The following is an 11,972-nucleotide window of genomic DNA, read 5'->3' as shown; positions in this document are numbered from 1 at the left end:
ACCCCGGCTAGCCGGGGTTTTTTATTGTCTTCAGTATGGCGTCAGCCCTTTCTCCTGCATCACGCTGCGCGCCTTGTCGCTCTGCAGGTATTTCACGAACTTCGCCGCGGCCTGCTGCTGCTGGCTGCTGCGCGTGATGACCGCACCGTACAGCGTATCCTGCTGTGCCGCCGGCGGAATCAGTCCCACGATAGTAATGCCTTTCACCGCCTTCAGCTCGCTGTTCTGCTGGAAGCCCAGCTCGGCTTTGCCCTGCGCGACCGCCTCCCCCACCGGCGTGGCCGGAATCACAGTAATCTTCGCCGCCGTTTTCGGGCCCAGCTGCAGCTTATCCAGCATCTTGCTCTGAATATATTTGCCGCTGGCGCTGTCAGACACGGCGATACTTGAGGCGGAGGTCAGCACCTGTTTGAACTTCGCGACGGTACTGATATCCGGCGGCGTGGTGCCCTGCTTCACCGCCATGGCAATGTACGAGTGCGCCAGCACCTGATGGCTGGCGCTATCCACCCATTTGGCCTGCTCCAGCGGCTTGATGGCGTAATCCACCATCACCAGCACGTCGGCGCTTTCATGGCGTTTGAGGCGATTCGGAATCGCCTGCGGCGTGTCACCCATCGACGGCGCCGCTTCCAGCTCAATGCTGTCACCGCTCTGCTGCTGATAATCCTGCTTCAGGCTTTCAATCACCGGGTACATACCGCCGGAACTGAATACCTTCAGCGTTGCGGCCTGGACGCCCGGTTGCGCCGCCAGCAGCAGTGCCGCCAGAACCATGGTGCGTTGCTTCATCTCCCTGCTCCTTTTTTTGCGTGGAGCATTCGGTGTAGCCAGAAACAAAACGATGAACAACGTTATTACCTGATGAAACAGAGCCAGCTCACGCCTTATTCTGTAACCAATCATGAAGCTGGCGATAAGCGGCGACCATCTCCTCCAGCGAAGCGCGGTTTAATCCGCTGGGATTGGGCAGCACCCATAAATGGGTTTCGCCCAGCAACTGCGGCTGCTCGCCCCATGCCACGTTGCGCTGACGAAACGCCTTCTGAAACGCATCCTTACCCAGCACCGCCAGCGCGCGCGGCTGAAAGCGCAGCACCTTTTCCTGCAGACGCGCGCCGCCGTCACGCAGCTCCGCGCCCGCCAGCTCGCTGGCCTGAATGGTGGGGCGCTCTACCAGCATGGTGATGCCGCAGCCGGTCTCCAGCAGCCGCTGTTCCTGCTCCGGCAGCAGCTGTTCGCGGGTAAATCCGGCCTGATGGATGACCTTCCAGAAGCGGTTGCCGGGATGCGCAAAGTGAAAGCCGGTATGCGCCGAGGATTTGCCCGGATTGATGCCGCAAAACAGCACCTGCAAATCGGGCGCGATAATGTCGCGGATGTCGTGATCGCTCATGCTGTCACCAGCCCGGCGCGCAGTTTGACTGCCTGACGCGTCACCTCCAGCATCCGGCGCGCTTCCGCCTCGTCAGTGCAGGCGCGCGCCAGCGCCAGCGCACCGACCATTTCGGCCTGCATGCTGCTGGCGATGCTCTCCGCCTGCGCATGCCCCAGCTGCTGCAGCGCCTGCACCAGCTGGCGCCGCACCGCTTCGCGCTTCGTTGAAAACAGCGCCCGCGCATCCGGCGGTAAATGCGCCACTTCGCTGACCAGCGCCGGTATCGGACAGCCCTCGCCCGGCGCGCCACAGTGCTGGTCCGACAGATAGCGGTCGATCCACTGGTTCAGCCGTTCAGCCGGATCCTCAATCGCCAGCACGGCGGCAAAACGCTGCGCCGAGTCGGCAAACATCTCGCTAATCACCGCTTCGACCAGCGCTTCACGCGAGGCAAAGTGTGCATAAAACCCACCGTGCGTCAGGCCAACGCGCTTCATCAGCGCTGCCACGCCAATGCCTTCGGTGCCGCATTCGCGCATCACCACCGCCGCTTCTTCCAGAATGCGCTGCCGCGTGCGCGCCTTATGGCTTAGCTTTTCCATCGGTTGTTACCCTGCTCATCGTTAATGGCAATCAGTGTAATTATTACGATCGTCATATTCCAGCTTGACGATACATATGATGGTCGTCATATTATCAGCACACAAATATGACGACCATCATAAAGAGGGCTTTTCCATGTCACACCAACTGGCTTTAATCACCGGCGCTTCCAGCGGTATCGGCGCAACTTACGCTAAACAGCTGGCCGCACGCGGCAACGACCTGATTCTGGTGGCGCGCGATGCTGCACGTCTGAGTGCACTGGCGCAGTCGCTGCGTGAGGCGCACGGCGTGGAAGTCAGCGTGCTGGCCGCGGACCTGACGCGCCATGAGGATCTGGTGCGTATTGATAGCGAGCTGCGGAACAATACGCGTATTACCACGCTGATCAACAATGCGGGCATGACGGTGGAAGGCGAGTTTATCGACGCCAGCATCGACCAGACGCAAACCATGCTGGCACTGAACGTGGTGGCGCTGACGCAGCTCTCTCACACGGCCGCGCAGGTTTTCCGCAGCCGCAATGCGGGCACCATCGTGAACGTGGCGTCGGTACTGGCGCTGGTCAACGAGCAGGCAAACGGGGCTTACAATGCGACGAAAGCTTTTGTGCTCTCGCTGACGCGTAACATGCAGCGTGAGCTGGCGGGCCACAACGTACGCGTGCAGGCGCTGCTGCCGGGCCTGACGCGCACCGAGATTTTCCAGCGCACCGGGCGCTCGGTGGATGACCTGCCGGCAGAGATGGTGATGGAGGTCGATGACTTAGTCGCCGCTGCGCTGCGCGGTCTGGATGACGGCGAAGCGATCACTATCCCTTCGGTGGAAGATATGGGCCTGTGGCACAGCTTTGAGCAGGCGCGCGGCGCCATCCTGCCGTTTATCTCGCTGAATAAGCCCGCCACGCGCTATCGCTGAACCTGGGCATCCTGAGACAAGGCAGCAGCAAGCCTTGTCTCAAAAATGCGACAACGCTGGGCGCTTATTGCGCGCTTCTGCCGGGGATCGGGAATTTTTTGCTGTGAGATCAAGGACTCAGTGATTGCGGGAATTTTCACCAACCGATTGAGCAACGCTGGATCGTCCCACCGAGATACTTTATAATCCCCGCTCCGCTGGCCCCTTAGCTCAGTGGTTAGAGCAGGCGACTCATAATCGCTTGGTCGCTGGTTCAAACCCAGCAGGGGCCACCAAATTTAGTGATTAAAATCATGCAGTTAAGCCACCTTTCATGGTGGCTTTTTTGTATCTGCTTTCTTACAATGGCAGCAAAGTGGCAGCAGATTATCAACTACCTTCTTTTATGATTCGCATTTATGAAGCATAAAGGGCCCACTCAGCTAGTTTAAAAACAAGCATGTTAAAGGAATGCATCATCGCCAATCGGCAGAATGATAATAAATCGACAAAAGAATATCTGTTATTTACATTCTTATTCACCCAGATAAAATGCATGTTCAATGGGAAGCTCTAGCCTTGGAGAATATATAATGGCATTTAATAATTTTAGTCATGAAGACTTTGAAGGATTTGCTTATTTAGACTACAACAATCTTGCTGTATCATGGAATATAGCAAGAGGATCTTTTCTTTCCCCATCAGAATTACCATCAAGTGAATATAATCAAAGTTTCCTATCCGTAGCTATGGCTGGAATGCTATCTAACACCACCCCTGAAAGACTCTATAGCGAATTAGCCATAGATAAAGTTAGAGAGACTTTTTTTCCTAAGTGCGTATCGAGATTAAGAGGTTTTTTCGTATTTGATGAAATAGAGTCCATTTCTAGATTTTGGAACTGTAATACGTGGGGAGGACATTTTTCGGATAATTATTTATCTGATGTGGGAGTAGCAGCAACTAGATCTACTAGGGTTGACTCCAATTGGATATCACAGATAGTTGACATAGATGGTAGATTAAAACATGATTGGTTCGAAAATACTCTTAAATATTGGAAAGGTGATGAATTTCCAAGTTCAGACCCTATATGGGAAAGAATCGTTGAAGGTTATCTTACCGTCTGGAGTCCTGATATAAGAAAAAATGCGGTACTAGAGATAAATGCTGTATGGCCACAATCAATGAAATTATTGGCATATTCTTGTTTGTGCGCTGCTTATGGCTCTCCCGATGGGATGATTTTTCCATATTTGATGCGAGATAATAACAACAACCCTCAATTAACCTATATCTCTAGAATGGTTCAAGCTAATGACAAGAGCTTTATTGAGGCAATCATCGAAAACGCAAAAAAAATGCCATTCCTTGAAGTGAATTTAAAAGGTGCAATGGTTGACGATGAAGATGTTCGAACGCCTGATTTAACGTTCCTGAATGTCTCGCTAACATCTGAAGATAAACATGCCTTTGCAGATTTTGTAAATAGCATAAAAAAACAATAATTAAATTTCACAAATAATTTATTTCGCCCAAGATGAAAAATATTGAAGTTATCTAAAGTGAACTTTTGATATAAAACCTGCAAAGCGCGGGCGATTTTCACAAAATAGTGGTCACAACCACAACGGTTGCTGCTGATTTCTTCCCGGATGCGGCGGCACAGGTTTAACGCTACCCGGTTTCATAATGATCTCAGAAACCGTTTCATGAGATTTGAAGGTACAGCTGCAATTGATGTTCTGGCACTGGTTATAACGTTCTTTAGTTGTTGCTGATACCTGAAAGCTGCTGCGGGTATGTGCGGCGTTCCCGCACAAAGGGCAATTCATCATAATGTTGTCTCCAAAACCCAATTGAGATAAATACTACTCAATTTAACCATTTTGAGATAGCGTTATTCCATTTCAAGTGAATTTATTTTCACTTCAAGCTCAATGCTGGTCGTATAACCGTTGTCAGCGCTCAGGCTATGCGCCAGCGTCGTGATAATCCATTCCCCCGCATCAATCTGCTGTTTGAACCCGCTCACCTTCACAGGCATTTCGGTGTATAGATCCGCACGGCCACGCGCCAGCTGGATTGAGAACGTCACCACCCCGCGCTGTAGCCGCTCCCATTGCATTTTGGCAGCGCGCTCGACGTTGGCCCGATTGGCATAGGTGTGGCTCAGCACCAGCACGTTTTCATCTGTGCCAATCAGGTAATCACCCTGCTTTGCTTACGGCTCCCTCTTCTTCGCGGCAGTCTTGCGGCGTTTGCCAGACGGCGCTCACTTTGCTGCTGACGCTGTCCCATAATGTCGCCAGTTTTGGCCCCAGCGTTTCCCAGTTCTGCCAAATGTAGAGGGCTCCTGCCGCTATCAGGCCAATCACCGCCAGAATCGGGTTGGCCATCATCAATCGCCCCAGCCACAGCACACCGTTAGCGCGCACGTTCCGTGCCGCCGTGCATCACAGCTCGCCGATCAACGTGAAGCGCAACATCCTGACCAGCACCTTCATTCCTCATCCGCTGCTGAGCCAGCAGGCGTTTAGTCGTTTTGTGCAGGACTATCTGGTGTTCGGCAACGCCTATCTGGAGAAGCGCACCAACAGGCTCGGCGGTGTGCTGGCGCTTGAGCCGGCACTGGCAAAATTCACCCGACGCGGTACCGATTTGGACACCTACTGGTTTGTGCAGTACGGCATGAACACGCAGCCCTATGAGTTCACCAAAGGCAGTGTGTTTCACCTGATGAAGCCGGATTTAAATCAGGAGGTTTACGGCCTGCCGGAATACCTTTCGGCGATCCCGTCCCCCCTGCTAAACGAGTCAGCAACGCTGTTCCGTCGCAAATACTACCTGAACGGCAGCCACGCCAGTTTCATCATGTATATGACCGACGCGGCGCAGAATCAGGGAGACGTTAACAATATCCGCCAGGCAATGAAAAGCGCCAAGGGGCCGGGCAACTTCCGCAAGCTGTTTATGTACTCACCGAACGGGAAGAAAGACGGGAGTCAGATCATCCCGCTTTCTGAGGTCGCAGCTAAATATGAGTTTCTGAATATCAAGAACGTGAGCCGTGACGACATGCTTGCCGCGCACCGTGTGCCCCCGCAGATGATGGGGATCATGCCGAATAATGTTGGGGGGTTTAGGGATGTGGAGAAGGCAAGCAGGGTATTTGTGCGAAATGAGCTTATACCTTTGCAGAAACAATTTGAAGAGCTGAATAAATGGGCAGGGGAAGAAATAATTAGATTCAATCCTTACTCATTTGAAGAATAGATAATCATGTTCAAGGGCTATTTCTATAGCCCTTTAAAAAAAGAATCATTTTAGGAACTTATCATCAAGAGTGAAGATGATATTTCCATGAACATCGTTAGGATTGACTTGCTGCTCAAAAATTTCAACCAAATAATCTTTGAACTCAGACGCTGAATTTATACCGCTAATTATCGCTATTCTTACCGCAGCAAGTGACCTTGACACACCGTACATCATTATATGTTGGAATAACTCCATATCAGCATTATCAAACTCACTCAACCTAAAGCCATGATGAACTGAGTTATTTCTAAAAATCCTCATATCTTCGAAAATATCTTTCAACCTCCTATTCCAATACAGATATCGTTCATTGCAATTAATCTTTGACATAATGATAGACGATACATACTGGCTCTCTTTACCGTTTGGAAACCCCATAAACCATCTAATGAATCCGCCAATATTATCACCCTCTCTCTCTTTAAATAAAGCTTCGGCGGCAAAGTAATCAAAAAGAATGCTTAGTTGTGTATTAGTCTCATTTTTACTGTTACGCCGCCAGTGTAGTGCTCGCAGATACCTTTCAGATAATTCATTATCATTATTTAAAATGTGGTTGTTTTCATCATATTTTTGCAGTCTCCCATGATGCATAAAAAATGACGTACTGAATTTATACTTATCATTAATTATTGCTGATAATGTTCCATTTCCTAAATCTTTAGTAAATCCCACATCGGACAATGTAAAGCTAGACAATGGTACATCAGCAGAAAGTAAATCAAGAACAATAGCAAACTCTCCGTCTGCACTGACTATCGCTTGCTCCCGACTATTAGATTTAACTGTTGTTGCAATACGTGGACAAATTTTGAAATGTTCAAAATCAACATTAGCTTTTTTTGCTGAAGATGCAAGAACATCCAGCTCTTTAGTTGTATCAGAAACAGGAGGTCGTAACTCAACACCTCCATAATATAGAGCATGCGGGAAATAAGCTCCCTGAGCATTTAATAATCTAACGACCAGGTAATCTTTCATTTATTCACCAAGCGCAATGTATCAACAAAACTTTCAATCATCATTGATTTACATTTTAAGTTTAATTGTTCACTAGGAGTCAACTTCATTCTTTTCAGATATGAATACAAAGATGGAATCACCTTCTTAGCATTCAGAGAAATGGTACATTCGACTAAAGAGTTCAACTCATCAACATTTAAACGATAATCTTTTAGCAGAGAACATGCAACGCCAGCAAAGTCATTTAAGTTACTTGTAATGTAATAATAATCGAGCCTTAAGAGAAAAATAATCTTAGGGTCACATTTTGTACTAACCAAGTAATTATCAAATTTCTGCATAGCACGATAATCGAACTTTCTGATAGCTAAACTATATCCTAACACTACAGTTTCTTTATTATCCTTTTTCATTTCATAAAGAACATCATAATAATATGAAGCCTCTGAAATTCGGCCTCGCTCCATTAATGACCTAATATACTTACTTATTCTTTTTATAAATTTTCCATGTTTCTTATCAGTTTTAAAAAAATCGTTTTCAATTACCTCATGATCATTAATCATCATAAAATCCCTTTACTTTAAAGTTTGACATCACATTCAGCGGTGTAAACATTTAATTTATCTCAATGCACTCTAAGTAAATATATCACAGAGCTAATATAGCCTCACACTTGGAGATTTAGAATGACTTCTGAGTTGATACAATATCCTACCGCGCGCTCGTACCCCCGCCACGCCTGCCCGCTTTGCGCAGTGGTTTTCATGCACTGCATAACATAAGCAAAAGCCCGCCAGAACAGGCGGGCCGAGAGGAATGTGATCCTTTTTGGATCATGCGAATTCATGCAGCATAGACATGCACGCTCGCAATGGCTATCAGGACCACGAATTCCTACTCTAATTGATGCATTGACCGACTGTATTCGTGATTACGTAACCGCGCCATAAGCTCATCAGTTAGTTCTGCGATCCACTCAATTGCCACGCTCTTTTCCAACTCTGTGCAGTCACTCACAGCAACAAGTTTCAAAACAAATCAATGCGCTGGAGCTTCACCGACGCCAAAAGAAAATCCTGCATGTTGCCTCCCATTCAACAATTAACTGTATATAAATACAGTATATAAAACTCACATTGATGTGAAACTCTTTTTTATCTTTCAATGGGATTGCTCCAGATTGTCATCGGTCCAATTCAGCCTCCTGAAGCCTTCCGTTCTGATAAAAAAGCCGTCGCCTCGCCCCCGCATTTAGGCTGCATCCTCTGGAAAGGAGGCTAATTTCTTCCTCGTGCCCCTCAAAACCACGGGCTTTTAGTTCCAGCTATAACCGTTTGCGCTCCGGCCCCTTACAGTTATTGACAGAATTCCCAAACGGCCGTGACGGCAACAAGGATTCGCCGCCAGTTTGCGACGAAGGGCGAAGCACAATCCTGTGAGAAGTTCGTAAAAGAACAGGCTCAAGATAAGCCCTGGCTGGGAGAGAAAGCAGATAAGCGGCGGGTAATTGAGCTAATTGAATTATGGTTCAACACGCATGGCATTACGTTGGCGGATGGTGAAAAGCGGCGAACCACAATGGCTTTCGCCTGCGAGGCGATGGGAAACCCACTCGCAATCGAGTTTAACGCGAAAATTTTTGCGTCTTATCGCGAGCAGCGGTTAAACGGAAAGCTCACACGCTCCACTCGAGTGAAGACAGTTACGCCTCGCACGGTAAATTTAGAGCTGGCGTATTTCAGGGCGATGTTTAATGAGTTACGCCGGTTAGATGAATGGACCGCACCGAATCCGTTAGAAAACGTGCGCGAGTTTAAAATCAGTGAGTTTGAGATGGCGTATCTCACCATTAAGGAAATTAGAACCCTCCTCGCCGAGTGTGAGAACAGCCGATCTAAAGATCTGACGACTATTGTGAAAATCTGCCTGGCAACTGGCGCACGGTGGAGTGAAGCCGAAGGCTTGAAGGGCAACCAAATCCGCGCCGGTCAGATCATCTACGTGGAAACTAAAGGCAAGAAAAACCGAGCGGTGCCGATAACTGAAAAATTACAGGCTGTTCTGCCATCCAGCAGGAAAGCGGAGGTGCTCTTTAAACCATGCTATTCAGCCTTCAGAAAAGCCATGCAACGCGCCGGTATCGAAACACCTGCTGGGCAACTTACGCATGTTTTGCGCCACACCTTCGCGTCTCACTTCATGATGAACGGGGGTAATATTCTTGTACTTCAGCGGATATTGGGGCACACAGATATCAAGGTGACTATGCGTTATGCTCACTTTGCACCGGACCACTTGGCCGAAGCTATGTTACTAAATCCACTTAATTTGCTGGATTAAGAATTAGCAAAGTACTTTGACTCTTTTAAGGGATTGTAGAAACGATTAACCAATCCCCTAGTTCAGCATCGGTGTCATTTAATGTTGAATAATTTCCTTTTAATCCCTCAACTGCTGTTGGAAAGTAAAAACCTTTTAATATTATAAGGCTCTTACCTGAATCTGAATTAATGTTGACGAAATTAGTGCCATTTACTGACATCCATCCGCCTGAGGTAGCATTAAGCCAACCACCTTGTGGAGATTCCCATCTGTGATTTTCGAAAATAATTATAGATTCTGATTCCCCACTGTCATTCCTTACTAATTTCAAAACTCTGTTACTGATACTTTTAATCAACATTATATTCACCTTTATTTAAATAGGAGGCGGCCTTCTTGGTGGTCGTTCAATTGGCGGCCGAGAAGGCCTTCTTTTTTCCGTCGATACAGAGACAGGACTCTTGATGTAAGAAAAACCACTAGCTGAAGTCATATACATATTATTCAAATCAGGTAAAAAGTATGCTAACTCAACTGCATTAGCACAAAAAGGATGTTGGAGAGATATATCACAAAATGATTTTGAAAATGGTGCAAGAACAATATTCAAAACCCACTCCCTTACTACATTCTTTGCCTTTTCACGTTCAGAATCAATACTCAATATATTTTCAAAATCAAAATCACATTCGGCATTTGCATGGATGCTTTTGCAATATGCTTTTGCAAGATCCAATGTATCACCATTGGATAACTTCTCATTCCCATCTATAAAAACTGTGTTTCTCAGCAATGGTGACCGCGCCAACATTTTATAATATATAGCGAAAGGACTGATCAACATAGTTGATCTTTTTAATTTCTCACCCTCTTTATCCTCAGAATTGTAATCGCTAAATTTTAGCTTTCGTTCTTCGTTAACATTCGAAGGTTTTCGAGGTACAGAAATCATAGCTGTATCATATTCCTTAAGTTCTTTAGATAAATCCTCATTTTTCGATTTTTTATTCAGAAGTGCTTCATGGAAATCCTTCATTACATTTTCACTTAAAAAAACATTTGAATTTAGCACTAATGAGACTGATGCATCTTTGTAATAATTTTTATTCTCAGAGTAAGGATCAGATAATTCACAATTTTCCCTTACCAAATTAACAAAACTAGCATCATCAATAGTTCCCGGGCATAATTTATTGTTAACACTACAATTATCAAGGATCACTTTCATACAAAACGTTGCTCTTTTTAGCAGCAACATATCATCTATCAATCGAGTCTTTTGGGTGACAGTTTGTGCCGTAACATTATTCTCTCCAGGGTCTTGCTCCTGTTTTTTTGTTGATACTTCGTTATCTGGTTGAAATGGAGTGTAGTACTTTGAAGGTATCAACAATGCATCATTATAAACATTATAAAGTTGAATTAATCTTTGATATGCAACTTCATAGCTGGATATGACCTTCCTTTTTTCAAGCCTCTGGTAAAAAAGTTTACTGTATGGAGTAATTATAATCTGATAAGGCACTGCTTTCTCGATTGGCAAATTTGGGAAATTTTTTATTTTTTCTTTGACCTGTGCAACATCAAGAGGTATGGACTGATCCCCCGCCTGTTGAATATTAGTTACAGTAGTTTTCTCATTAGTTATTTTATTAAACATACTTTCATTAAATGAAAGGTTTAAACTAGCACCATAGCCTGATGCGCCTGCATTGATTTGTAAAACCTTAGAGATATCCTGAAGATTACTGTTAACTTCAAAAATTACAGAAAGATTCCCCCCTTTTTTTATTGCGGAAACATATCCATCACCGCAGTCTTCAACTCTCGATTTACTGAGAGTTGTAGATAACTTTGTCTCCGAATCCCCAACCAAGAACTCACCTCCTTTGTCAGATAATATTTGAGAAAAAATATATGTTCTTGAGCGATCATTGAAGTTCTTATCAGACAATGCAGTATTTAAATAGGCTGAATATCCAAATCCACCGTATGATGCGCTTGCTGAAATATTCCTCTCATATCTAACTTGTTCAGCATCAAAGACAAGTTTATAAATTGAGTAGGATGAATCAGATTTTATCGTGGAATGTTTACCAACAACACAAACATTATTTGTTTTAACACCATGAACAATATCCCATCCTTGCCCTAACTCAACACCATCTTCGGGGTATGAGGTAATAACATTTCTATAATTAACTGATTCTAATTGAATAGAATTATCAGTTTTAGGTGTAACTGCTGATGCAGAGGCAGCAGAAAACAATAGAGCTAAAGAAAACATTCTAAATATAAATGAAAAAATCATATGCTGCCCCCAAATTCATAGGAACAAGAGATAGCTACGTGTTGAAGAGCGTTGATTTATTACTCTATATTAATTTAGTTTGACTTACTGTAAACTTCAAGTAGCATTAAAAAAATAAATTAATCGTTAGCATGCAAAGGAATCAATCTAGAAATTAACATTTTGAATATATTA

The 11,972-nt window shown here is 45.6% G+C and carries 12 protein-coding genes, 1 tRNA gene and 4 pseudogenes; 5 read left to right on the top strand and 12 right to left on the bottom strand.

Annotated features, from left to right (window positions below; genetic code table 11):
• Window positions 1-30: 30 nt before the first annotated feature.
• From ABVR31_RS02815 to ABVR31_RS02805, 3 genes are all read right to left on the bottom strand, one after another.
• Window positions 31-792 carry a substrate-binding domain-containing protein gene (locus tag ABVR31_RS02815; RefSeq protein WP_058759768.1) on the bottom strand — a complete coding sequence of 254 codons (762 nt, stop codon included), beginning with the start codon at window positions 790-792 and terminating at the stop codon, window positions 31-33.
• 88 nt (window positions 793-880) lie between these two features.
• Entirely contained in the window at window positions 881-1,396 is a 516-nt protein-coding gene (gene mug / locus ABVR31_RS02810) for a G/U mismatch-specific DNA glycosylase (protein WP_372771781.1), read from the bottom strand.
• Complete coding sequence (locus tag ABVR31_RS02805) at window positions 1,393-1,980, bottom strand: TetR/AcrR family transcriptional regulator (RefSeq protein WP_264250501.1); 588 nt, start codon at window positions 1,978-1,980, stop codon at window positions 1,393-1,395. The genes mug and ABVR31_RS02805 overlap by 4 nt, the downstream gene beginning before the upstream one ends.
• A gap of 136 nt (window positions 1,981-2,116) precedes the next feature.
• Here ABVR31_RS02805 and ABVR31_RS02800 point away from each other — a divergent pair, with 136 nt between their 5' ends.
• From ABVR31_RS02800 to ABVR31_RS02790, 3 genes are all read left to right on the top strand, one after another.
• The gene (locus tag ABVR31_RS02800; protein WP_372771780.1) at window positions 2,117-2,899 is read left to right on the top strand and encodes an SDR family NAD(P)-dependent oxidoreductase; all 783 of its coding nucleotides are present in this window, start codon (window positions 2,117-2,119) and stop codon (window positions 2,897-2,899) included.
• Window positions 2,900-3,098: 199 nt separating this feature from the next.
• Window positions 3,099-3,174, top strand: a tRNA-Ile gene (locus ABVR31_RS02795).
• Window positions 3,175-3,471: 297 nt separating this feature from the next.
• On the top strand, window positions 3,472-4,386 hold the full coding sequence (locus ABVR31_RS02790; RefSeq protein ID WP_372771779.1) for a hypothetical protein: 915 nt from the start codon (window positions 3,472-3,474) through the stop codon (window positions 4,384-4,386).
• Between the two features lie 111 nt (window positions 4,387-4,497).
• Here the strand turns inward: ABVR31_RS02790 and ABVR31_RS02785 are convergent, their stop codons facing one another.
• The 3 genes and pseudogenes from ABVR31_RS02785 to ABVR31_RS02775 all read right to left on the bottom strand — a co-directional run bounded on the left by ABVR31_RS02785 (window position 4,498) and on the right by ABVR31_RS02775 (window position 5,280).
• Window positions 4,498-4,716 carry an ogr/Delta-like zinc finger family protein gene (locus tag ABVR31_RS02785; protein WP_013510553.1) on the bottom strand — a complete coding sequence of 73 codons (219 nt, stop codon included), beginning with the start codon at window positions 4,714-4,716 and terminating at the stop codon, window positions 4,498-4,500.
• A gap of 62 nt (window positions 4,717-4,778) precedes the next feature.
• Window positions 4,779-5,141: pseudogene (locus ABVR31_RS02780) on the bottom strand (phage late control D family protein); the annotation flags it as partial.
• Window positions 5,089-5,280 (bottom strand): hypothetical protein, encoded by a 192-nt coding sequence (locus tag ABVR31_RS02775; RefSeq protein ID WP_372774094.1) that lies wholly within the window; start codon window positions 5,278-5,280, stop codon window positions 5,089-5,091. The gene ABVR31_RS02775 and the pseudogene ABVR31_RS02780, both read right to left, overlap by 53 nt.
• Between ABVR31_RS02775 and ABVR31_RS02770 the strand changes: the two genes are divergently transcribed.
• The gene (locus tag ABVR31_RS02770) at window positions 5,270-6,154 is read left to right on the top strand and encodes a phage portal protein (protein WP_372771778.1); all 885 of its coding nucleotides are present in this window, start codon (window positions 5,270-5,272) and stop codon (window positions 6,152-6,154) included. The two genes, ABVR31_RS02775 and ABVR31_RS02770, sit on opposite strands and share 11 nt — an antisense overlap.
• A 45-nt stretch (window positions 6,155-6,199) precedes the next feature.
• Here the strand turns inward: ABVR31_RS02770 and ABVR31_RS02765 are convergent, their stop codons facing one another.
• The 4 genes and pseudogenes from ABVR31_RS02765 to ABVR31_RS02750 form a co-directional block, all read right to left on the bottom strand.
• Window positions 6,200-7,180 carry a hypothetical protein gene (locus ABVR31_RS02765; protein WP_372771777.1) on the bottom strand — a complete coding sequence of 327 codons (981 nt, stop codon included), beginning with the start codon at window positions 7,178-7,180 and terminating at the stop codon, window positions 6,200-6,202.
• Window positions 7,177-7,731: a hypothetical protein gene (locus ABVR31_RS02760; protein WP_372771776.1), complete on the bottom strand. Its 555-nt coding sequence runs from the start codon at window positions 7,729-7,731 to the stop codon at window positions 7,177-7,179. Before ABVR31_RS02760 ends, ABVR31_RS02765 begins: the two co-directional genes overlap by 4 nt.
• A gap of 90 nt (window positions 7,732-7,821) precedes the next feature.
• Window positions 7,822-8,012, bottom strand: a pseudogene (locus ABVR31_RS02755) (hypothetical protein).
• 47 nt (window positions 8,013-8,059) lie between these two features.
• Window positions 8,060-8,247: pseudogene (locus tag ABVR31_RS02750) on the bottom strand (hypothetical protein).
• 252 nt (window positions 8,248-8,499) lie between these two features.
• Here ABVR31_RS02750 and ABVR31_RS02745 point away from each other — a divergent pair.
• A pseudogene (locus tag ABVR31_RS02745) lies at window positions 8,500-9,505 on the top strand (tyrosine-type recombinase/integrase).
• 25 nt (window positions 9,506-9,530) lie between these two features.
• On the opposite strand, the gene ABVR31_RS02740 reads toward ABVR31_RS02745, so the two are convergent.
• Both ABVR31_RS02740 and ABVR31_RS02735 read right to left on the bottom strand, forming a co-directional pair.
• Complete coding sequence (locus ABVR31_RS02740) at window positions 9,531-9,848, bottom strand: hypothetical protein (RefSeq protein ID WP_372771775.1); 318 nt, start codon at window positions 9,846-9,848, stop codon at window positions 9,531-9,533.
• A 15-nt stretch (window positions 9,849-9,863) separates the two neighbouring features.
• A complete protein-coding gene (locus ABVR31_RS02735) occupies window positions 9,864-11,798 on the bottom strand; it encodes a hypothetical protein (RefSeq protein ID WP_372771774.1) in 1,935 nt (644 codons plus the stop codon).
• Between the last annotated feature and the right edge of the window lie 174 nt (window positions 11,799-11,972).

It is taken from the genome of Pantoea sp. WEP, from assembly GCF_041678305.1.
Classification (GTDB): domain Bacteria; phylum Pseudomonadota; class Gammaproteobacteria; order Enterobacterales; family Enterobacteriaceae; genus Pantoea; species Pantoea dispersa.
This window is presented reverse-complemented; position numbering and strand designations above follow the sequence as displayed.